The organism is Aquimarina spinulae (assembly GCF_943373825.1).
Classification (GTDB): domain Bacteria; phylum Bacteroidota; class Bacteroidia; order Flavobacteriales; family Flavobacteriaceae; genus Aquimarina; species Aquimarina spinulae.
Genome location: NZ_CALSBP010000002.1, coordinates 2,867,384 through 2,889,562 on the forward strand (window position 1 = coordinate 2,867,384; position 22,179 = coordinate 2,889,562).

Consider the following 22,179-nt stretch of genomic DNA (forward strand, 5'->3'; position numbering starts at 1 on the left):
AACTAGGGTGCCGATAGTAAAACAGTAGTTCCGTTAACTACATATTCTATCCCCATAGGAACTAGTACTGATTCTAGGGCAATACTTAGATCATTATAATTAAACCCACCTGTAAACAACTGATTCTGATTAATTTTATCACGGCTAAAAGTTATATCATATTGTCTCTCTAATTCATCCAATACATGTATTAATGGAACACTATTAAAAATGCTCTCTCCTTTTTTCCACAAGGGTTCCTGATTTGTTACGGTTTCATCTATAAGTTTTTTGTTTTTTAACGAAACACCATTTCCTTTTTGTAATACCTTTTGTTGGTTATCTTGTGTCGACACTCGAACTTTTCCTTCATAGCAAGCTACACTAAATTCGGTAGTTCTACTCTTTACATTAAACTGAGTTCCTAAAACTTCGATTTTCCCTAATTTGGTGGCCACTGTAAAATTAGTACCAGAAGCTACTTTAAAATACGCTTCTCCGTCTAATGTGATTTTTCGATTTTGAGACCAGAAAAAGCGTCGATGAGTAAGCGTTGATGCAGCATTAAGATCAACAGAGCTTCCATCGGGTAAAACAACAGCCAATTGTTGTGCGGGATCTGCTGTATAACTCACCGTATTAAAGAAAAGCCCAATAATTAATACTATAGAGGCTGCTGCTGTAAAAGTATATACGATTGGCTTTAGGTTAATCACCTTTGCCTTTTTGGGCCGATAAATTTTGCCTAAAGTTTTTGCTAATGAGGGTTGTAGATCAAAAGAAGGGGCTTTAAAATAGGTTAGCCCTTCTACGATTTTTTTATAATCGTCATATTCGGGAAGCTTTTTTAACTCTTCCAATTCTTCGGGGCTAAGATCGTTATTTAACCACTTTGCCAGATATGTATTTTCCTTTTCGTCGAGCATAATTTCTACCTTGTATCAGGAGAATAACAGCTAAGGTGTAAAATACCCTACCGTCTTTTATATATTTTTAACCAATTTTCTTAATTGTTTTAATGCATTATGCATTCTTTTTTCTACTGCTTTTACCGAAATGTCTAGCATTTCGGCAATTTCATTATATGTTTTTTTATCAATTCTATTCAGTAGAAAAACCTCTCTTTGGCCATCAGAAAGTTCGGAAATGGCATTCTGAAGCTTATCCATGAATTCCTTTTCTTCCATTACATAATCCGGAGACTCGATATTTTTGGTGCTACGAGGTATTTTCGCATATTCTAGTCTTACCTTCTTATGAGCAACTTGATTTAAAAATAAGTTATTAGCAACGGTACACAAAAAGCCTTTAGTTCTCTCAAAGATTACCTTTTTACAGTTATCCCAGAGTTTTATAAATGCCTCTTGCATTACATCTTCTGCTTGTTCCTTATCCCCACATTTGTAGTAAATAAAATTTCTTATATCCTCAGCATGTGTCTCGAATAGCTTGGTGAATACAAGTTGTTCACAAACAGATTTTGAGGATTGGGTCATAAAAAAAGAATTTTTTTCGATTCGAGGTAGGGTGAAACGGTTCCTACCTGTTATTAATCCAAAAATAGCTGATTATGAATTCGAAAACAAATCTTAAAATCGCATTAACTATAATTTCAATAATTGCCATAATCGCAATAGGGTTTAAAATAAAACCAATTCTCAATAATTATGACAATTTTAATCCTGAAAAAGTGTATAAAGTAAACTACAGCTTCTTTTTTAAATCAGCAGATAAAAACATTTCATTAAAAACATATATCCCCAGTAGCAACTCGAGACAAAGAATTTCTAATGAAAATATCAAAAATGACAGTACTCTGTCTTTTGTTAAGAAAGAAGAAATTGGCGAAAATATAAGAGCAATTTGGAACACCAGTGAGAGAAATACATATCATTCTGTAGATTATGAATTTGTTTTCGAAGGAAAAGATAGAAATTTTAGAATCCCAAAAGCCTTTAATGTTGCATCGGGCAAGTATAGAAAATATCTTAAACCTACAGAAAATATCCAATCTGATAATGAAGTTATTAATGAATTAGCAACTCAACTAAGACAAAACACTAAAAATGACAGAGAAGTAATCAAAAATATTTTTGAGTATGTATATGCTATTCCTTCGGCGCCAATCATTACACTCACAGATGCTGTAACTACAATCGAACAGAATAGAGCCTCTTGCAATGGAAAAAGTAGATTATTTGTAGCACTAAGTAGAAACTTGGGATATCCTGCAAGAATAAAAGGAGGGATTATTGTAGAAAATACAGATAAAAGAACGTCGCATGCCTGGGTAGAAGTATTGATTAATGAAACATGGGTTCCTTTTGATGCATTAAATAATCATTTTGGGTTTTTACCTGCCAATTACTTAGAGCTTTATCGAGGAGATAAATCTTTAATTACGCATACTGCGGGCATTCAGTTTGATTATACCTATAAGATGGAACAGGTACATCATATTTCTTTTTTAAAAATGAATTCTGAAGAAATTCATAATCTACCAGGTTTTTCTCTTTGGCATTTGATCGATAAAAATATAATACCAACAGGAGCTTTACATCTTTTATTATTACTGCCTATTGGGGGATTTTTGGTTGCTTTTTTAAGAAATATTGTTGGATTAAAAACTTTTGGAGTATTCCTACCTGTATTGATAGCCTTTTCTTTATTGCATACAGGTTTTATCTCTGGGATTGCAATTTTTGTGGGACTTATTATGTTTATTGGATTAATATCATATCCTTTTGATAAACTAGGATTGTTATACACTCCAAAAGTGGTGATCTCACTTACTACAATGGTATCTGTGATCCTTTTGGCAACACATTTTGGGGTTAAGAATAACATAGAGTGGCTTACCAAATTAACATTCTTCCCTATCATTATCCTTACCATTTCGGCAGAACGCTTCTCACGCTCTACTCTTGAAGATGGATATCTAAAAGCTATCGATAAATTGTTCCAAACATTAATAGCTACATCAATTTCTTATCTCATACTCTCCTGGTCATGGTTACCATCTGTTTTGGTTTTATTTCCAGAAATAGCTCTTTTAATAATAGCATTGTCCACATTATTAGGGAGATATATTGGGATACGATGGGTAGAATTATTTAGGTTCAAGCCTCTTTTGAAAGCAGAAAAATAAAAAACCATCTTTTTTTGGTAGGGTATATAAACATTCACCTGTTTCTATAGCAAACAAAAAAGATAATACTAAAAAATATAAATATGTTCTCAATAATTTTCAATAAGAAATCGACCGCAGCATCTGGCGTAATTGGTTTGAATGAAAGAAACATAAAGCTTATTTATCCCAATAACCCGAAGAGGCATTATCCCTTAGCCGATGATAAAGTACTTACCAAAGAAATATTACATCAATACAATATCCCTTGTGCAGAAACCTATGCAGTAATCGAATATAATAGTGATATTAAAGAAGCATGGAAATCCTGCAAACATTATCCTTCTGTAGCAATAAAACCAGCAAATGGTTGTGGCGGTGGCGGTATTAAAATTCTTAAAAAGAATAAGAAAGATAATTGGATATGCAACGGTGAAATGATTACCGATCGAGAAGTATTTCAACATATGGCATCTATAATTATGGGATTCTTTTCGTTAGGTTCTCACGACAGGGTACTTATCGAAGAATGTATAGAGCCACATCCTTTTTTTCATGAGATATATCCACAGGGAGTACCCGACTTCAGAATCATAACACTTAATAAAACACCATTAATGGGAATGTTAAGAATGCCCACAGATAGGTCTGATGGTAAAGCGAATCTTCATCAAAATGGAGTAGGTATAGGTATCGACATGAAAGGAGGAAGATTATTAGAAGTATATGATGGCAAACAATATAGCAATCATCACCCGGATAGTACATTTTTGGTTAATGGTACCCCCATACCATACTGGAAAGAAATTTTGGAAATATCTATAGCAACGGCTAAGGCATTTCCACTAAACTATCTGGGGATTGATATTGTGATCGATAAAAATAAGGGTCCGCAAATTATGGAAATCAATGTTCGACCTGGCCTTGGGATTCAACTAGTAAATAAAACCGGATTAAAAGAAGTGATAAAACAGGCTATTTAAATAACGCATTAAACAAAAGAAGAAAAATTGTAATGGAAAACAGAAATATAATACTTGCTGTACTCATCGTATTTATATACGCTATAGGCTTTTCGCAAAGTAAAAACACTTTTGATATCGAAACGCAGGGAGGGTATGAATACAACTATTTTAAAAGCCCTAAAGAAGTAAGAGTGAATGATAGTGTACTTTCAAAAGAGGATTTGATATCAAGTGGCATTTATCAAGATATCTCAATCAATTATAAGTACCGTTATAAATGGAAAAAAAACAGAATAAGGTTGTCTTTAAATCCTTTTTCAAGACTATTCTATGAGAATTTTGATGATAGTTATTGGAGCTTGGATACAAGAGCAAAATATGATCACAGATTTACTAAAAAAACTACTTTTTTGGCCGAAGTTAGATTTAGGCGAATGAATAGAGAAGGTTTGGGCGGAGATCAGGATGTATTGATTAACCCATTGGGATATACAAACTATGGAGCTACCACAGGAATAAAGCTTATGCCTTTTAATGCTAATGAAATGACATTAGAAGGGTTTTATAACTTTAAAAATTTTGATGCTTTTGGAGTAAGGGATCTACAATTTGATGAGTTCGGAATTCAATTCTCCAGTGTTCAATCCTTTACCGTAAATCGATTAGAGCACAAGATAAAGGTAAATACATATTTCAAAAAAAGAAAGTATGATACTTTTAATGCTAGCGAAATAGATACAGATGGTGAAAGAGATTGGGACTATATAAAAGGAGGTTTGTTTTATGAATTACCGTTTAGCGAAAAGTTTAAAATAAAGCCCAATTTTGTGTACTACGCAAGGATCGATAACTCTACTGGGCGTTCTGGATTTAATCAGTTTGGACCGGGAATCAATATGAGGTATAAAAACAAAATAACCAAAGTACGAGCCTCTCTATCATTTATTACCAGAAAATACAAAGAAATTGAAGCCAGAAATACCGAGATAGCAATAGGAGAAAATTTGAAATATCAATATGCAAATTTTCATCTTAATGCTTCACATCAAATAGGAAACGGGTTTTCATTAACCGCAACACTATATTCTAGAGTAAGGAGTACAAATTATACAGATATAGACGCCCGTTCTTTCAGAAATTATAGAAATCAATATGCAGGAATAGGCGTTCTATGGGAATTATAACATTATTCCCTTTTATTTATTGTTAGTTTTTTTCGGTTAAGCGTTACTTTTGTAGCGCTTAACTTTTTAATAAGATCAAGCTAGTAAAATTAGGATAGGCAGTATTCGAACTATTAATCTAACTTATCCAGTTTAAAAGTGAACTCTTATTAAAAATATCTAAAAGTAGATTTGACAACTATAATTGAGTAAGGACAATGGCAAGAGACGAAAAACTAAAAGAACGCTGGGAGACCCTGGTAAAAAAACTGTCGGATCAGTTTGCAGACGGAGAAGATTTAGATCTCGACGGGATTATATATCTAATAGGAGTACAAGAATTGGGTCAATTACACCGGAAGTTTAAAAAAGACGAAAAATTAGATTTAATGCATATTGCAATATGTCGACTTTTAGAGCCCTATGGTTATTATGAATTTGATTATTATGATGATGATGGTTGGCCGCATTATAAGATTAAAGAGCAATTACCTAGTCTTAAAGCAGGTGAACAATCTGTTTTGATGAAAGAAGCTATTGTAAGTTATTTTTTGGTAAGTAGGTATATCGTATAAGTACAGCATCGAGAACAAAACAAAATATCAACATCGCGTTTTGGGAAAATAAATTTCTCTCAAAGTAATATGCCAACAATTTACAATGGTAAAACAACAGGTATTGCTTTAAAATATGTGATAGAAGGAAAAGAACATTATAAAACGAATATAAATCGATTAAATGTGCATAAGGGTCAATTTATTATCCTGAGAGAAAATATTGACTACGAAGTGTATTCTAAAAATATAAATACCCAAGGTTTCTGTCTAGATATTAATCCAGAATTATTAGATGTAGAGATATCAGATTTTTTGAAAAATGATTTATTATTTAATCAACCATTTTCAGGAATTTTATCTACCTCATTAGGTAAATCTTTATACAATTTTACTAACACTACTACAACGGCTAAATTTGCTCAAAAACCTATAGAGGTTATTACTAAGTTTAAAGACGATTTACTCTGCTTTCAAAATGATCTGACCATGCTCGGAAATGCTTTGCAAAACATAACCAAAAGAGTTAATACACAAAAACTTCTGGTTTCAAAACTTTTTGAAGCAAGAGAATATATTCATTTATATTATGCACATAAAATTTCGTTAAGTACTCTTGCAGGTATATCAGGCATCTCTAAGTATCATTTTGCCAGAGTTTTTAAAATTTGTTTTAAAATGACTCCGTTACAAATGCAGGAACAGTTGCGAATGGAAAAAGCCAGAGAACTATTACATAGTGGTAAGATTTCTTTAACCTCGATAGCGTATCAATTAGGGTATACAGATTTAGCTTCGTTTTCTAAAAGGTTTAAAAAATATTACAAAATATCGCCTTCACAATATGAAGTGATTTAAACTTTTTTGATTCTGGCGAAAAAGAACATTTTTGTAGCGAATAGAGAAAAGTTTAAATCACTTCTCTATAAAATAGCAAGATTGCACAAACTATAGTGAGATTTCCATAGTATCATTGTATTAAAACAGATTTTAAAAATCAAATTAATATGGTAAGTAGAGATATTAGAATTATAGTACAGATATTTATGTTCGTTCTATTTAGTTGCCAAAACAAAACCGAAAGCCAATCTATTGAATGGGAAACTATAACCAAAGAATTTATAAAGGACTATAAAAAACTAGATCTTCAGGGATTAGAGCTTTCTTTTGTAGAAAACCTCAAGAACATTAGAGACAAGAAATCTGTTCAAAACCAGGAAGAAGTATTTATCTCTTTAGAAAATGCATTACAAAAAATAAACAAAAATCAATTGTCTGATCGTGATAAATTGGATTATGAAATATTGCTTTATGAATGTGAACTTAATCGAGAGAGAATAATAATCGAAAAAAAATGGTTAAATACAATTAGAGATAGTATCCCAACCACTAAAATATTTGATGTACCCAATGGAAAAGATTGGTATGCGTATTTCTTAAAAAAGTGGGTAGATAAAGACGCAACACCAGACCAGATATATGATTTGGGAGTAAAAGAAATAGAAAAGGTAACTTCTAAAATCAAAGAAATACAGACCAAATCCGGGATGGATAGTTTGGATTTTAATAGACATATTAAGGATTCGGTGTTTTTTTATTCCAATGTTGAAATGGTTCAAAAGCGTTTTTTACAAATCAGAGAAACTGTAGCCAACAAATTACCAGAAATATTTCCGTTTACAGATAGAATCCCAGAGGTAAGAATTAAACGAGGAATCAATAAAAATTTGTCTCAAGTTCCTGGATTTTATACAAATGGCATCTTTTATTATAATTATTTCAATACATCTTTTAATAAGCGACAAGTAGGTTGGTTATACATTCATGAAGGAATGCCAGGACATCATTATCAGGCAATGGTTGAAACGTTATTGCATCGTTCTGATATTCAAAAGATGTTTAGATATAGAGGAGTTGCAGAAGGATGGGCTGCATATGTAGAAGAAATAGGAAAGGAAATAGGAGCATACCAAAACATATATGATGAATTAGGAAAATGGGAATGGGATATTATTCGTTCTGTACGGGTAGCATTAGATGTAGGTCTTAATTATTATGGCTGGAGTGACCAAAAAGCTTTAAAATTTTGGCAACAATACATCAAAGGGCAAGATGATATTGCTTTTCGCGAAATAGCCAGAATGAAAAGGTGGCCGGTACAAGTTATCACGTATAAATATGGATCAAATAAAATACTTCAATGGAAATCGCAACTCGAAAAAAATCAAAACTTTAACCTTAAAGAATTTCACAATAACATTTTAAAAAACGGATTGTTACCTTATTCAATTTTAGAATCACAACTAGGGCTGTAATTACTTTATATTTATGAAAGCATTATCATATGATAATTACGAAGTTCATTATATTTAGATCGCTTATTTAATAACGATATAATACAGACAGACTTATAGTATGATGGTTAGAACTTTAGAAAAAGTTGCATTTAAATCGATAATAGATTGCTTTCTAATTTCATTTAAAAACTACTTTGTAGAAATGCCAACAGATTTAGAGTATTACAAAGAAAGATGGGATAACGCAAAAGTTCGATTTGATCTATCCTATGGGATGTTTGATGATGAAAAACTTGTAGGGTTTATTATAAATGGAATTGACAAACGAAACGGAGATCTAATCGCATTTAACACAGGAACAGGTGTGATTCCCGAATATCGGGGAAAGAAGATAGTACAATCTATCTATGAGTATGCTCTTAAAGATTTAAAACAAAATGGTATTACTCTATGTTCTTTAGAAGTAATTAAAGAGAATACGATTGCTATTAAATCCTATGAAAATGTTGGCTTTGAGAAATGTAAAAATTATAAGTGCTTTAAAGGTAAAATACAGATTGAGAATGAGAAGGTTGTTGAGTTAAATGAAATTGATTTTAACCAATTTGATATGATAAACTTACCTAATCAGGAATACTATTCTTGGGACAATCACAAAAACTCAATCAAAGATGGAAATTACAGATATTTTCAAGTTTTAAGAGATCAAACTCCAGAATCTTATTTTGTTATCAATCCGGTAAATGGATATTTAGCGCAATTTGATCTTTTGAATAAAGATGAATTAGGATGGGATCGTCTGTTTTTAGGAATTAAAAGTATTTGTGAAACCGTAAAAATTAATAATATTGATACGAGACTTATCAAGAAAATAAACTATTTGAATTCGATACATGTCGAAAACATAATTGATCAGTACGAAATGGAATTAAGAATATAAATGTACTATTCTATTAACCTAAATTGCGTAAATTTGCCGTTCTATTAAGAAAATAGTGATGATTGATAAGATTAAAGAGTATATAGAAGAAGTTGATAGTTTTAAAGCTAAAACTAAAGAAGATGTTGAGGCATTTCGAATTAAGTTTTCGGGTAAAAAAGGATTGATTAATGAATTCTTTGCAGAGTTCAGAAATGTAGCTAATGACCAGAAAAAAGAATTTGGACAAGCTATTAATGCTCTTAAAGTAGCGGCAGAAGGAAAGGTAAAATCTTTAAAAGACGAATTAGAATCCAAAGACGAAGATAAAGGACTTTATGGTGACCTTACAAGACCGGCAGAACCTATTGGTTTAGGATCCAGGCATCCTATTTCTTTGGTAAAAAATCAAATCATTGATATTTTTTCTCGTATAGGATTTAATGTAAGCGAAGGTCCTGAGATAGAAGATGACTGGCATAACTTTACAGCACTTAATTTACCAGAATATCACCCGGCACGAGATATGCAGGATACGTTTTTTATTCAAACAGACCCAGATATTCTGTTACGTACGCATACCTCGTCGGTTCAAGTACGATATATGGAAAATAATAAACCGCCAATTCGTACAATTTCTCCAGGAAGAGTATATCGTAATGAAGCTATTTCTGCACGATCACATTGCTTTTTTCACCAGGTAGAAGGATTGTATATTGACAAAGATGTGTCGTTTGCCGATTTAAAACAGACACTTCAATACTTTACTACAGAGATGTTTGGTAAATCAAGAATTAGATTACGCCCATCGTATTTTCCGTTTACCGAGCCTAGTGCAGAAGTAGATGTATACTGGGGATTAGAAACAGAGACCGATTATAAAATGACCAAAGGAACAGGTTGGTTAGAAATTATGGGCTGCGGAATGGTGGATCCTAATGTGCTTAAAAATTGTAATATAGACCCTCAGGAATATAGTGGTTTTGCATTTGGGATGGGAATCGATCGTATTGCTCTTTTATTATATGGCGTGTCTGATATTCGAATGCTTAGCGAAAATGATGTACGTTTCCTAGAGCAATTTAAATCTTCACTATAGGGTAGAACATGAAGAAAGATATTGAAATACCTATTGTAGAAGGTGTTTATATTGCAGTGATCAAAGAATGGGACGAAGAATTTCTTGCGCAGCATTGGAACTCCTATATTATTAATGATCGTGATACCGCAATAGAAATGGTTCTGGTGGTGACCAAAGGATATGATGGGGATAGAAAAACCTCATTGCTACGTCATGGTATAGGAACGATGGAAGCAAAATCTTCTGCCAAAATCGAAATGCTTCAGGAAGAATTACTGGGAATGAATAATGAATTTGTTGTCACTTTCTTTGCAGAAAGTAAAATGTATGATAAAAAGTATGTGTTTAGAAAACATACTATAAATGAAAACGCTTTTCAGAATTTACCAGTAATGGATCAATTAGGAGTATTGGTAAAATAAATTACTAATTATAACCACCTTCAATATATCAGAAATGTAAATTAGGATGATTTCCTACTGCAGAATAATCTTCTCTTTTTGCAAAGTAATAGTGTCTTAATACCCTAAGGTTTTCCAAGTATCTTAAAATTTATTAGTTACCGTAATTACATTGAACATTGATGCTATTGTCAAGTTCTTCCCAAGAGAGATCTGTATTGTACCAGATCTATACTGCCCAATTTTTAGCGATCGTTCTTTTTTAATATGGTTTCTTATAAATATCGATTTAATTTAAACTTCAGTTGTAAGTTATGATTAGTTAAAGAGACTAATAGACATCGATAAAATGCTATTATAATCGATAAAATACACATTTTAACGTTAATTATTTGTTAATAAGAAGTATTTTTCTGATTTTTGTAGCTGTAATTGGAAATACAACATATGAAGAGACTTTTACCGGCTTATGCTACGTTTTTGGTCTTGACACTTTTTGGAATATATTCTTGCGGAAAAGGTGATTCTAATGCTTCTAATATTATGATAGTTGGCATATGGCAATTGAAGCAAGAGTTTAGTAATGAAGAAGAGAATGCGCCATTAGAAGAATTCCCGCTTTCCTCTTGTGAAAAAATGACAACTCTGGAAGTGTTAAAGAATGGTAGATTTATTGAGAAAAATTATTATGATAATTTTGGAACAGGAGGAGAATGTATAAAGGATACTGAAGATACCCATGGGAGTTGGGAAAAAGAATCAGACGGTATTTTTTATTTTATGTATGATAAGAGCGAAATCTTACTATTTAATAAATCTTATGTGACTGTCAAAAATGGAGATCTGGTAGTTACCATTGAATATGATGACCCTGATTTAGGATATGAAACTACCCTTAAATTTATTTATTCAAAAAAATACCAGGAAACTAGTTACTTACCAAAGTAAAAGAGCCCGTGTATTAAATACGGGCTCTTTGTAGGCTAAAATTTCTGATGAGATTCTCGGGCGGCATTGGTTTTTTGTAAAGTTTCTAATGCCCATAAATAATGTTGTTGTGTTTCCTGAGTGACACCATGCTTACTTTTGTGAAGCATAAGGCGTTCATAAAGTTTTTTCTCTGTCATACATATTGATTTTGGTTAAAAACTATATTGATATTAGTATCTTTTATAGATCCATAGAAATGCACAGGCTTACGAACTTGAAAGCTCTGATGATGTTGTATCGGTGTTGTCAGGCTTAAGTGCTTCTAGCATAGCAATAAAATAGCTTTGTTCTTTTTTACAAAACTGATGCTCCTCTTGATAGGCTAACATATATTGATATAACTCTTCTTGGGTCATACATAATCATCTGATGTAACAAATGTAATAAAAAATTACCGAACGGTAATTGAATTTGTGTTTTATTAAGCTGAATTTTCCACTGTGGAAGAATATGACAAAAAAGAGCTACTTAATCTATTAGCTAAACGTGTAAAAGAATTGAGGTCAAGAAAAGATGTGACCCAAGAAGACGCGCTTAATGATACCGGAATTCACTTTGGAAGAATTGAACAAGGTAAGCGAGATATTTCTTTTTCAACACTTTTTAAAATCTGTCAGTATTTTGAAATATCTCCAAAAGATTTCTTCACAAAAGACTTTGACTAAGTTTTTATGATTTAAATTTTCTTAAGTTTTATAAACAAAACTCGTATTTATTTTTTAAAGTACTAGTATATATCCTTGTATCACTACTTTATATGATTTTAAAAATAAGTAGTTCGCATTCTTGCAAGAATTTTGCTCTTATAGAAAGCCTAAAACCAATTTAGCCTACCTTATTTTCTTTAATTAATTGTGAAGTGTGAAATTTTTATTAAACGATATCGTCTAATAAAAATTTTGTTATATATTTGTTTTTCTAAACGAAACCGTCTAATAATGCCAAAGGTAATAGCACAAAAGAATGATTGGATAAAATTGGGATACAAACTCTTTTCTGAACAGGGAATTTCTGGTATTGTCATAGAAAAGATTGCCAAAAAGTTAGAATGTAACAAATCAAGCTTTTATTGGCATTTTAAATCCAAGAAGAAATTTATCGGTGAGCTTATAAATTTTTGGATCACTTCAGAAACAGACCAAATTATACAGCAGATCGAAAAAGCAAAATCTTCGGAAGAAAAAATTGAACAGTTTTTGAAAATCACTTTTAAGAATGACCCTTATTTAGAATTCATTTTTTTCTTAAAACGCTATGCCATAAAGAATAAAGAAGTTCAAGCTATCATAGATGAAATTGATACTAGAAGATTAGAATTTACAACTCAGTTGTTCCAGGAAATCGGATATTCTAAGAAAGATGCTGCTATAAAAGCGAGTATTTTTTATAAATACTTAATTGGATATCATGAAATGATAAAAAACAAAAAACAATCCAAAAATTACCTTATAGAAGTAAAAAAGGAATTAAAACACTTTATAGCAATATGAAAATAATACACGGGAAAATATTAATATTCTTTGGGATTATTCACTCACTATTAGGAGTTTCACCATGGGCGTTTTGGAAACAGTTTGCAGGATTTACAGGCAAATTCTTTTTCAAAATAAGTGAGGGGCTTTTTGAATTTCCTTTACTTGATGGACAAATGAATTATGAAAATTTCGCAGCGTTTTGGTTTTTCTATTTTGGGCTTTCACTTATCCCTATTGGGATTCTAGTAAACCATGTAGAGAAAACGAATGGGAAAATTCCTAAAAACTTCATGTGGATATATCTAATAATCGTGGGTATTGGGGTGTACATGATTCCTTTTTCTGGCATGACTTTCTTAATGTTACCACATGCAATTTATATGCTCTACGATAGTAATAAAATACATAATACATCAAATATACAACCAAATGAAGAAAAATAAATACTGGATAATTGCAGGAGTAATTAACATTTTTACTGCAATCCTGCATTTAATTGGAGGTCAATTAGATTTAATTAATCCTTTGATGGAAAGTAGCATTGCTCTTCAAATAAAAACTGAATTATTAGGGGTTTGGCATATGGTTACTATCATGTTATTTGTTTCTTCAATATTTTATTTCAAATATGGCTTTAACACAAGAAAAAAAGCAGACATAGCATTAGTTTCTTTCATAAGCTATTTATACATCGCTTTCTCATTCGCTTTTATCTTTTCAAGTGTATATAAATCAATACTAGCGCCTCAATGGATTTTACTTCTTCCTATTGGGATATTAGGAATCATTGGCGTTAAAAAATCGAAGACTAATGCTTAAAATCGGTGGATACATAAATATATTAATTGGCATAGGCCATTTAATCGGACTCATTTGGCCAGAACAAATGTTTGAAAAAACTGGTGTGCTAGAAGAAATGAAAACACTGGCACAAATCCATTTTACTCTTCCATACCTGTTAACTGTTTTTGTTGCGTTAATCTTTTTAATTTTTGGATTTTATGGACTTTCGGCAAGCGAAAAAATTAAAAAGCTTCCTTTCTTAAAATTTGGGATCTATACAATTGCTTTTATATATCTTTTTCGTGGGATTGCAGAACAATTGTATACTATAAATCAACAGACCACTACAACATCAGAAACTATTCAATCTGTAGTAGCAGTAATTATTGGTTTACTATTCCTAATAGGTGGTTTAAGAAAATGGAAATTTAAAATAAAATAGAGAACGACTTATCATACACAGCGTTCGTATTTATTGCTTAGCATCTTTAGGTTTTAATGATTTTGCATAGGTATAACTATCATTAAGATAGGAGGAAAGTGACTCAAAATCTTCCATCAGTTTTTTGGGAACTAATACATATCCTTTCATCACTGCGCCATAGGATTTGAAAACCGTGGTTTGATGTTCTTGCATAAATAGTGTTCCCTGTTCTTTAGGAAGCCGAAGACCTATTTCACCTGCTTTATTTAATTGCGAAAACATGTGGCCATTAACAGATGTATAAGGCATTGTTTTTCCTTTTCTATCGAAATTTGGATTGGAAGCTATAAGCTTGTCATAAAATGCTAATCGTTCTTCCCACATATCACTTCATTTTAAGAATTGCAAAATGTTACCCTATGTAAAAATACTAAAGAAAATTCTATTTAATTGATAAGTTCAAAATCGTATTTTTCAAACTCATTTCCATTAATAATAATAGATAATTGATGTAATCCGGTATGAAATTTTCTAGTGGTAATTATTTTAAAAGACTGCTTTCTGTTAATAATCGTTATGGATTTCTCGGGATATATTTTTTCACTTATTTTAAACACTTTTTTAGACAAGCTTCCGTTGGCTTTCTGATAATAAAGCCCGTATTCTAAACGTAATTTAGAGGCAGAATTACTGGTGTTATTAAGTTGAAAAGCGAATTCTAATACATCTCCAATCTTAACTTTTGGTGTAAGTATCTGTAGCGTATCAATTTTGATATGTTGAATATTACCAAAACCAAACAACTTCATGATTTCTGTATTTCCCTGTTTTAAAAGGGTTCTACACCCATGTTTTACTAACCAATCGGTTTCTTTTGTTTTTTTGTACCATTCTTTTGCGAGGCCAATAACAATATCGGGATTGTCCTTTGCAATATCGTTTAGATTATTGGCGACACTTCGTCGTACAGATTCTGAGGTGTCATTTTTTAAATGTTCGAGAATAGGAAGAATCGATGTTGGGTCGGTTTTTAAGAAAGGAAGCGCCATAGCCCAGGGTAAACGAGGTCTGCAACCTTCAGATGATAATCTTCTTACCATGGGGTGTTTATGTTTTGACCATTTCTTCATTTGTAACACTCCTTTTTTTGGGTTTTTTATGAGAAAAGGGCGAATAGCAAATTCACAACTTGTGAATTGAGTAATTTTTTCGATTGCGAGCATAGAAGTATCATAATGATCCATCCCATAACACTCTACAAAATCCGGCAGAAACATATACTCTAAACTGTTCTCTTTAATTCCTTCTTTTTGAAGCTGTTTGATAACTTGTAATAGAACATCTATGTTTTTGGTATAATCATGTGATAAATGATGTTGCAATGTGATGGTAATATGACGCATTCGCTGCTTCAATTCTCTATTAGACCATTCGTCATCAAAAATTTGCTTAAAAAAAGATGAGGTATCAAAATCAGGGACAATTTTTTGAAAAGCCCCTGTGAATTTTTCAAAAAACTCCTGTGTATAAATATGTTTCAATAATTCTGCCATTGTAAATAGTGGATTAATTTGAAACAAAATTAAAACAGGGTAGTGACAACTGTATGTCAGCTATGTTGAGTTATTGGTGTTAGTAATATAGGTAGAGTATATTATCAATACCGGAAAACAGGGTAGTGCATAGTGTAAAAATGCAAAATCTTTGCATCATATTTTTTTGAATGATATGTTATTTTATAAAAAAGATGAAAAATTTAAAACTACTTGTTGTACTACTTATGGGGATTATTGTTATTTCATGCTCTAGTGATGATGACACTACAGAAACTACCATTGTTATAAAAGATTTTAAAGTCTCTATAGACGAGAATCCTGTTGCAGGGCTAGAATTGGGAGTTATAGAAGCTACAACCAACCAGGGGACTTTAATGTATACAATCAAAACAGAAGAACCATCAGGTGCTTTTGTTATAGATGCTAAATCCGGAAAACTTACCGTAAAAGACGCTACATTATTTGATTTTGAAACCAGGACAAGCCTTACCGCAATAGTACAGGTAAAAAACGGGGGTCTAAGTAAAGAAGCTAAGGTAACCATAGCGTTGAATGATGTGAATGATGCTGCTATTACAATAAAAGGTTTTGAAGCTACTATAGATGAAAACCCTACTGCCAATCAGGATCTTGGCACTATAGAAGCCACTACCGATCAGGGAGAATTAACATATAGTCTTATAGCCGAAGAACCATCCGGAGCTTTTACTATAGATACTACAGGCAAACTTACGGTAAAAGATGCCACATTATTTGATTATGAAACCAGAACAACACTTACTGCAAGAGTACAGATCAAAAATGGAGAGCAGAGTAAAGAAGCTAAGGTAACAGTAATGTTAAACGATGTTATAGAAAGTGAGAATATTATATTTCCTGATATTAACTTTAAGAATGCATTACTAGCACATATCGATCCTATAATAGACACCAATACAGATGGAGAAATATCTATAGAAGAAGCTCTAGTTGTTGAAAAAATAGATGTTAGTAAGAAAAAAATATCAAACCTTTCAGGGATTGAATATTTTGGTGTATTGACTTATCTGGATTGTAGTATAAATCAACTTACTAGTTTAGATATAAGTAAAAATACAGAGTTGACCTATCTGGATTGTAGTGGTGATGGCCTAACTAGCTTAGACATGAGTAAAACTCCTAAGTTGACCCATCTGGATTGTGCTGGAAATCAACTTACTAGTTTAGATGTGAGTAAAAATACTAAGTTGATCAATCTACTAAGTGCTTTTAATCAACTTACTAGCTTAGACGTAAGTAAAAATCCTGCATTGACCAGGTTAGACTGTTATGGAAATAAACTTACTAGCTTAGATGTAAGTAAGAGTCCTGCATTGACCAGATTAAGCTGTTATGAAAATAAACTTACTAGTTTAAATGTAAGTAAAAATCCTGCATTGACCAGATTAAGTTGTTTTAGAAATCAGCTTACTAGCTTAGATGTAAGTAAGAGTCCTGCATTGACCAAATTAAGCTGTTTTGAAAATCAACTTACTAGCTTAGATATAAGTAAAAATATTGCGTTAGTCAATTTGAAGTGTTATTATAATCAACTCACTAGCTTAGACGTAAGTAAAAATCCTGCATTGACCATATTAAATTGTTATAAAAATCAACTTACTAGTTTAGATATAAGTAAAAACCCTGCATTAACCGAATTTTATTGTTATTATAATCAACTCACTTTTCTAAATATGAAGAATGGAAAGAATGATATTCTTACACAGGTAATTACACACGATAATCCTTTTCTTACTTGTATACAAGTAGACGATCCCGATGCAGAATATCTATGGAAGTGGAATATAGATGATACAGCTAGTTATGCTAGTGATTGTACACGCTAGAATTACATTTGGAATTAAATAATGTACTTGATTTTTTATAAAAATCAAGTACTATTAAATTCTCTTTTTGATGAGGTATTTAACATCTTTCGTGAAAATGATTTATGAAAGATGTTAAACTCCTTCTTCTGGGTTATTACCATTAACTGTAAGTTGCCTTTGCTTAAGTAATTCTACAGCCCACTTATAATGTTGTAACATTTCCTGGGTTACACCATATTTTTTTTTGTAACGCATTAACCGCTCGTATAATTTTTTCTCTGTCATGACTATTGATTTTTAATTTATATTTTCATATTTCTTCTTCTTTTGAATTGCTATCTGGTTTTAAGGTTTTTAATATTTTAATAAAATTGCTTTGGTCTTTTTCGCTAAACAAATGTTCTTTTTGATATGCTAACATATAGTGATATAATTCTTCTTTTAGATTGCTATCTGGTTTTAAAGTTTTTAATAATGCAATAAAATTGCTTTGGTCTTTTTCACTAAATAGATGTTCTTTTTGGTACGCCAACATATAGTGATATAACTCTTCTTTGGTCATAACTTGAGGTATCTTTTTATTTTATAATATGCAATATAATGCATATTTATAACAGATAATCAAGTGTTTGTAAAAATAGGGATGCCTGCTGTATTTTTGCTAACAGGAAATTAGTCATTTTTGAGGATGGCTAAAGATGATAAATTCAAAGAAGCATTAGGCAATCGACTGCGAAGTTTACGGCTAGACGCTGGGTTAACATTGGTAGAATTAGCCGAAAAATCCGGAGTAAGTTACCGAACTATTATTGATATCGAAAAAGCAGACACCAGACCTTCTGTCGAAGTAATCAGGTTGCTCTGCAATGCATTAGAGTATCCTCTCTCTGACTTTTTTAAATTCAAATACTAACAATAGGATATACGAATAACTATATCTGTGTTTGTAGTACTAAAAATTGTTAAAAACCTAACCTATAGGTATATACTTTATTATAGGTTTAGGTATTGATCCCGCTTAAGAAACTGTTTAAAAGTGTATTTTCTGAAAACTACCAATTTTTGATATACATGATTTCTAAACATGTTCTTAAGATTTTTCCCTGATCTTAAATTACGACGAAAATTCTTACACACCTTACGGGAACCCGTATGAGATGTATTAATTTTTTTTATATGAGCTATGCATTTTAACTATTATTTATCCAAAATAATGGCTAAAACTAATTGTAACCCCTTCGAAAATAGGGGGTAAATGCCCCTTTATTTCGATGTTACATATTTTTTAGGATTCGTTACATCTATGATACTATCCCGATATAATGCTTTATACCTTTATTGTATTCAATCAATTGATCATAAAACGTTTGGCCAAAACAAAGTAATAACTCTTAAAAACCGTATTAATCATGAAAAAAGTAGTATTAAATATTGTGGCTGTATTGCTTATCACTCTATGTGCTTGTGAACAAGAAAATAGTATAGAAGAACAAACCACAGAAGATGTAAAAGAAATTGATAGTAACATTTCTAAAAAAGCCGGAGCCTCCCAAAGAGCACTTTGTATATATAGTTTAACACTTGATAAACAAATTTGCGATGATAGAGATATGACATGTAGATGTGATCCAAGAGGGTCTGTAATTGGGGTATGTGCGCAGATACAATGTTTACCAAATGTCTTTAATCCGATTACGCCAGAACCTGTTTATTCTAATCTTTGTAAAATAATTAGATGTGACTGGGTGTACAATGATCCGTGGAGGATATATGATAAGGTAGATCCGAGAGTATTTAATTCTATTAAAGATGTATTGAAATTGACGATCAAATCAGATACAAAAGCAATACCATTTGCTATGAACAAAAATATTTTAGGGCTACAGTTTTATAAGCCTAATAACATGATGTATAGAGATTCTAAAACTCTAGAAGCAGGGCCTAGTATGTTTCATCTTAAAAACACAGTGATTTTAGACAAAGTATATTTAAAAAGATTAGGGCTTAAGGGCAATGTCATCAAACCAGGAAAATACCCTGTTATTTTTAATAAAAGAAACAAGACATATAATGTAATCCTAAAGGTAAAATGATGAACTTATTTTAACCCATTACAAAATCCCTATTATACGATTGTCAAGCCAGGTTTGTCGAAGTTAGTACTCCCAACGCTTCTTCGATAGGCCTGGATTGATTTTTTATCATATGAAATGATAAGATAAAAGTGATTATCTTTTTTTGAAATATGCATTTCTAATGAGTAAACCGTAGATTAACGTTGGAATAAATAAACAAATTACAACAGAAGAAATCTTGTAATTGCTGCCGATAGTATTGAAAAGATTTAGAAAATCAACAGAACTATTAAACGCCCAATTGGCAAAATTCTCAAAATCTGGAATCGCTATTAGTATAATGAGAACAACTAAAACAAATACAATTTTAAAATAACTTTTTTTTACGATCTTATCTAATAAAAACATCCAGGTAAAAGGAATTAAGAAAAACCAAATAATGATATTGATCTCCTGGTAAGAAAAACCAGTAAGCTTTTCAAGAAATTTTAAAAAGTCATACGTAATTTCGAATAGAAATTCCATAAAAACCACTTATCTCTAATACCCAACCTTTTCTCTAACTCTTGCTAATACAGTATCGGCAATAGCAGTAGCTTTTTGTGCTCCGATAGCCAGGGCTTCGTCTATTTCATTAAGGTTATCCATATAATAGGCATAGCGTTCGCGTTCAGAAGTAAATTTTTCAATCAATACTTCATAAAAAGCTTGTTTTGCATGTCCATATCCGTAGTTTCCTCCCTGATAATTCTTACGCATCTCTTCTTGTTGTTCTACAGTAGCGATAAGCTTATATAGCGTAAATAAGTTACAGGTATCCGGATCTTTTGGTTCTTCTAGCGGAGTGCTATCGGTCTCGATAGACATAATCTGTTTACGTAGTTTCTTATCTGGTAAAAACAGGTTAATGATATTTCCTTTTGATTTACTCATCTTGCCACCGTCTGTTCCTGGTACATACATAGTTTCTTTTTGCACCTGGGCTTCGGGTATTACAAACATTTCACCCATTTGGTTGTGCATTCGCGAAGCTACGTCACGAGTCATTTCGAGATGTTGCAGTTGATCTTTTCCTACAGGTATAATTTCTGCATCGTAGAGCAGGATATCGGCAGCCATTAGCATAGGGTATGTAAATAATCCAGCATTTACATCCTCTAGACGATCTGCTTTATCCTTAAACGAATGTGCAAGCGTTAGTCGCTGATAAGGAAAAAAACAGCTTAGGTACCAGGATAATTCTGTTACCTGTGGGATATCACTCTGTCGATAAAAAACAGTTTTTTCTATATCCAGCCCACAAGCCAACCAGGCAGCTGCAGTAGAGTAGGTGTTCTCTCGTAATGTATTGGCATCCTTGATTTGTGTAAGCGAGTGCATATTGGCAATAAATAAAAACGAATCGTTTTCTGGCTCATTGGCCATTTGGATTGCCGGTATGATAGCTCCTAATAGGTTTCCTAAATGCGGAGTGCCTGTACTCTGTATTCCTGTTAGAATTCTGGACATGGTGATGTATTATCTTTTATTACGGTTTTAAGTTTTAAACCCTGGTTAAGTATTTTTTTAATTTCTAAAATTTAGTAAAGTATTTAGTTCGCAGATTTTGGTATCATAAACGACCTTCTGCCTACTTATACTTCGAGTATATAACTATACTAATTTCAGCAAAGGTAATTTTTTTGTTCACATAGCTCAAACCAATTGTGTATTTTTGGGGAGATGCATATACTAAGAAACATACTTATCCTACTATGGCGTATCTGGTTTTATATCGTTATGGGTATTCCTATACTTATTATGTTTCCTGTGTTATTAGTGCTTTCGTCGAGAGAAGAATGGTATCCGCAGTTTTTTGTAGTCGCCAGATTATGGGCAAAAATTGTACTGTATGGATCAGGATTTTTACCCAAGATAACCAAAGAAGCAGAACCAGATCGTAAAAAAAGTTACATGTTTGTTGCTAATCATACCTCGATGACAGACATTATGCTAATGTTGTATTCGGTAAAAAACCCTTTTGTATTTGTAGGAAAAAAAGAATTGGCAAAAATCCCGATTTTTGGATTTTTCTATAAACGTACTTGTATATTGGTAGATCGTAATAGCCAACGAAGTAGGAAAGAAGTATTTGATCGTGCACAAGCAAGGTTACATGACGGTACAAGTATTTGTATTTTTCCAGAAGGAGGGGTTCCCGATGATGAATCTGTGATTTTAGATGAATTTAAAGATGGAGCCTTCAGATTAGCTATAGATCACCAAATTCCTATAGTACCATTAGCGTTTCTAGATAATAAAAAGCGATTTTCGTATACTTTTTTTAGCGGAAGCCCAGGAATTATGAGGGGTCGCGTTCTTAAAGAAATCCCTACAGAAGGATTAACACAAGATCATAAAAAAGAGTTGAAAGAAAACACAAGAGATCTTATTTTAAAGACATTAGAAGCCGATCTACATTATAAAAAATAAGAAAGCCGCTTCTCCCCAGAAACGGCTTTGTTCATCATTGCTTTTTAAAGCAATAATTACCTAACCAACTA

29 protein-coding genes are annotated in these 22,179 nt (G+C 32.0%); 19 read left to right on the forward strand and 10 right to left on the reverse strand.

Annotated features, from left to right (window positions below):
- Nucleotides 1-2 precede the first annotated feature (2 nt).
- Together NNH57_RS18110 and NNH57_RS18115 are read right to left on the reverse strand one after the other, a co-directional pair.
- Nucleotides 3-905: a FecR family protein gene (locus NNH57_RS18110; RefSeq protein WP_074405716.1), complete on the reverse strand. Its 903-nt coding sequence runs from the start codon at nt 903-905 to the stop codon at nt 3-5.
- A gap of 57 nt (nt 906-962) precedes the next feature.
- Entirely contained in the window at nt 963-1,475 is a 513-nt protein-coding gene (locus NNH57_RS18115) for an RNA polymerase sigma factor (RefSeq protein ID WP_108808134.1), read from the reverse strand.
- Between the two features lie 74 nt (nt 1,476-1,549).
- Here NNH57_RS18115 and NNH57_RS18120 point away from each other — a divergent pair, with 74 nt between their 5' ends.
- The 10 genes from NNH57_RS18120 (at nt 1,550) to NNH57_RS18165 (ending at nt 11,434) form a co-directional block, all read left to right on the forward strand.
- Nucleotides 1,550-3,127, forward strand: coding sequence for a 7TM domain-containing protein (locus NNH57_RS18120; RefSeq protein WP_108808133.1), 1,578 nt, complete (start codon nt 1,550-1,552; stop codon nt 3,125-3,127).
- A gap of 83 nt (nt 3,128-3,210) precedes the next feature.
- Entirely contained in the window at nt 3,211-4,089 is an 879-nt protein-coding gene (locus NNH57_RS18125; protein ID WP_108808132.1) for a sugar-transfer associated ATP-grasp domain-containing protein, read from the forward strand.
- Nucleotides 4,090-4,121: 32 nt separating this feature from the next.
- Nucleotides 4,122-5,255, forward strand: coding sequence for a hypothetical protein (locus NNH57_RS18130; RefSeq protein ID WP_108808131.1), 1,134 nt, complete (start codon nt 4,122-4,124; stop codon nt 5,253-5,255).
- Between the two features lie 197 nt (nt 5,256-5,452).
- The gene (locus NNH57_RS18135) at nt 5,453-5,809 is read left to right on the forward strand and encodes a hypothetical protein (protein WP_074405711.1); all 357 of its coding nucleotides are present in this window, start codon (nt 5,453-5,455) and stop codon (nt 5,807-5,809) included.
- Between the two features lie 69 nt (nt 5,810-5,878).
- Nucleotides 5,879-6,646: a helix-turn-helix domain-containing protein gene (locus NNH57_RS18140; protein ID WP_108808130.1), complete on the forward strand. Its 768-nt coding sequence runs from the start codon at nt 5,879-5,881 to the stop codon at nt 6,644-6,646.
- A 149-nt stretch (nt 6,647-6,795) separates the two neighbouring features.
- Entirely contained in the window at nt 6,796-8,103 is a 1,308-nt protein-coding gene (locus tag NNH57_RS18145) for a DUF885 domain-containing protein (protein WP_108808129.1), read from the forward strand.
- 100 nt (nt 8,104-8,203) lie between these two features.
- Entirely contained in the window at nt 8,204-9,025 is an 822-nt protein-coding gene (locus NNH57_RS18150; RefSeq protein WP_108808128.1) for a GNAT family N-acetyltransferase, read from the forward strand.
- Nucleotides 9,026-9,083: 58 nt separating this feature from the next.
- Nucleotides 9,084-10,103, forward strand: coding sequence for a phenylalanine--tRNA ligase subunit alpha (locus tag NNH57_RS18155; protein ID WP_074405707.1), 1,020 nt, complete (start codon nt 9,084-9,086; stop codon nt 10,101-10,103).
- Between the two features lie 8 nt (nt 10,104-10,111).
- Entirely contained in the window at nt 10,112-10,507 is a 396-nt protein-coding gene (locus NNH57_RS18160) for a hypothetical protein (protein ID WP_034244957.1), read from the forward strand.
- 426 nt (nt 10,508-10,933) lie between these two features.
- Entirely contained in the window at nt 10,934-11,434 is a 501-nt protein-coding gene (locus tag NNH57_RS18165; RefSeq protein ID WP_108808127.1) for a hypothetical protein, read from the forward strand.
- Between the two features lie 35 nt (nt 11,435-11,469).
- Here NNH57_RS18165 and NNH57_RS18170 read toward each other — a convergent pair whose 3' ends face one another.
- Both NNH57_RS18170 and NNH57_RS18175 read right to left on the reverse strand, forming a co-directional pair.
- Nucleotides 11,470-11,613 (reverse strand): hypothetical protein, encoded by a 144-nt coding sequence (locus NNH57_RS18170; RefSeq protein WP_159099244.1) that lies wholly within the window; start codon nt 11,611-11,613, stop codon nt 11,470-11,472.
- A gap of 69 nt (nt 11,614-11,682) precedes the next feature.
- On the reverse strand, nt 11,683-11,832 hold the full coding sequence (locus NNH57_RS18175; protein WP_159099243.1) for a hypothetical protein: 150 nt from the start codon (nt 11,830-11,832) through the stop codon (nt 11,683-11,685).
- An 84-nt stretch (nt 11,833-11,916) separates the two neighbouring features.
- On the opposite strand from NNH57_RS18175, the gene NNH57_RS18180 reads away from it, so the two are divergent.
- The 5 genes from NNH57_RS18180 (at nt 11,917) to NNH57_RS18200 (ending at nt 14,176) form a co-directional block, all read left to right on the forward strand.
- Complete coding sequence (locus tag NNH57_RS18180) at nt 11,917-12,141, forward strand: helix-turn-helix domain-containing protein (RefSeq protein WP_034244961.1); 225 nt, start codon at nt 11,917-11,919, stop codon at nt 12,139-12,141.
- A gap of 273 nt (nt 12,142-12,414) precedes the next feature.
- Entirely contained in the window at nt 12,415-12,966 is a 552-nt protein-coding gene (locus NNH57_RS18185; protein WP_108808126.1) for a TetR/AcrR family transcriptional regulator, read from the forward strand.
- Entirely contained in the window at nt 12,963-13,394 is a 432-nt protein-coding gene (locus NNH57_RS18190; protein WP_108808125.1) for a DUF6463 family protein, read from the forward strand. The genes NNH57_RS18185 and NNH57_RS18190 overlap by 4 nt, the downstream gene beginning before the upstream one ends.
- On the forward strand, nt 13,381-13,770 hold the full coding sequence (locus NNH57_RS18195; RefSeq protein WP_108808124.1) for a hypothetical protein: 390 nt from the start codon (nt 13,381-13,383) through the stop codon (nt 13,768-13,770). Before NNH57_RS18190 ends, NNH57_RS18195 begins: the two co-directional genes overlap by 14 nt.
- Nucleotides 13,763-14,176 carry a hypothetical protein gene (locus NNH57_RS18200; protein WP_108808123.1) on the forward strand — a complete coding sequence of 138 codons (414 nt, stop codon included), beginning with the start codon at nt 13,763-13,765 and terminating at the stop codon, nt 14,174-14,176. The genes NNH57_RS18195 and NNH57_RS18200 overlap by 8 nt, the downstream gene beginning before the upstream one ends.
- Nucleotides 14,177-14,206: 30 nt before the next feature.
- Here NNH57_RS18200 and NNH57_RS18205 read toward each other — a convergent pair whose 3' ends face one another.
- Nucleotides 14,207-14,542 carry a hypothetical protein gene (locus NNH57_RS18205; protein ID WP_108808122.1) on the reverse strand — a complete coding sequence of 112 codons (336 nt, stop codon included), beginning with the start codon at nt 14,540-14,542 and terminating at the stop codon, nt 14,207-14,209.
- A 62-nt stretch (nt 14,543-14,604) separates the two neighbouring features.
- Nucleotides 14,605-15,711, reverse strand: coding sequence for a DNA alkylation repair protein (locus NNH57_RS18210; RefSeq protein ID WP_108808121.1), 1,107 nt, complete (start codon nt 15,709-15,711; stop codon nt 14,605-14,607).
- 194 nt (nt 15,712-15,905) lie between these two features.
- On the opposite strand from NNH57_RS18210, the gene NNH57_RS18215 reads away from it, so the two are divergent.
- Nucleotides 15,906-17,579: a hypothetical protein gene (locus NNH57_RS18215; RefSeq protein WP_108808120.1), complete on the forward strand. Its 1,674-nt coding sequence runs from the start codon at nt 15,906-15,908 to the stop codon at nt 17,577-17,579.
- Between the two features lie 114 nt (nt 17,580-17,693).
- Here the strand turns inward: NNH57_RS18215 and NNH57_RS18220 are convergent, their stop codons facing one another.
- Complete coding sequence (locus tag NNH57_RS18220) at nt 17,694-17,846, reverse strand: hypothetical protein (RefSeq protein WP_159099242.1); 153 nt, start codon at nt 17,844-17,846, stop codon at nt 17,694-17,696.
- 25 nt (nt 17,847-17,871) lie between these two features.
- Nucleotides 17,872-18,123 carry a hypothetical protein gene (locus tag NNH57_RS18225; RefSeq protein ID WP_074405698.1) on the reverse strand — a complete coding sequence of 84 codons (252 nt, stop codon included), beginning with the start codon at nt 18,121-18,123 and terminating at the stop codon, nt 17,872-17,874.
- A 126-nt stretch (nt 18,124-18,249) separates the two neighbouring features.
- Here NNH57_RS18225 and NNH57_RS18230 point away from each other — a divergent pair, with 126 nt between their 5' ends.
- Nucleotides 18,250-18,474: a helix-turn-helix transcriptional regulator gene (locus tag NNH57_RS18230; protein WP_108808119.1), complete on the forward strand. Its 225-nt coding sequence runs from the start codon at nt 18,250-18,252 to the stop codon at nt 18,472-18,474.
- Between the two features lie 496 nt (nt 18,475-18,970).
- Nucleotides 18,971-19,654, forward strand: a complete 684-nt coding sequence (locus NNH57_RS18235) for a hypothetical protein (RefSeq protein WP_108808118.1) — start codon at nt 18,971-18,973, stop codon at nt 19,652-19,654.
- A 135-nt stretch (nt 19,655-19,789) separates the two neighbouring features.
- Here NNH57_RS18235 and NNH57_RS18240 read toward each other — a convergent pair whose 3' ends face one another.
- Both NNH57_RS18240 and trpS read right to left on the reverse strand, forming a co-directional pair.
- Nucleotides 19,790-20,161, reverse strand: coding sequence for a hypothetical protein (locus NNH57_RS18240; RefSeq protein ID WP_108808117.1), 372 nt, complete (start codon nt 20,159-20,161; stop codon nt 19,790-19,792).
- Nucleotides 20,162-20,176: 15 nt separating this feature from the next.
- On the reverse strand, nt 20,177-21,145 hold the full coding sequence (gene trpS / locus NNH57_RS18245; protein WP_108808116.1) for a tryptophan--tRNA ligase: 969 nt from the start codon (nt 21,143-21,145) through the stop codon (nt 20,177-20,179).
- Between the two features lie 213 nt (nt 21,146-21,358).
- On the opposite strand from trpS, the gene NNH57_RS18250 reads away from it, so the two are divergent.
- The gene (locus NNH57_RS18250; protein ID WP_108808115.1) at nt 21,359-22,108 is read left to right on the forward strand and encodes a lysophospholipid acyltransferase family protein; all 750 of its coding nucleotides are present in this window, start codon (nt 21,359-21,361) and stop codon (nt 22,106-22,108) included.
- The last annotated feature ends 71 nt before the right edge of the window (nt 22,109-22,179 follow it).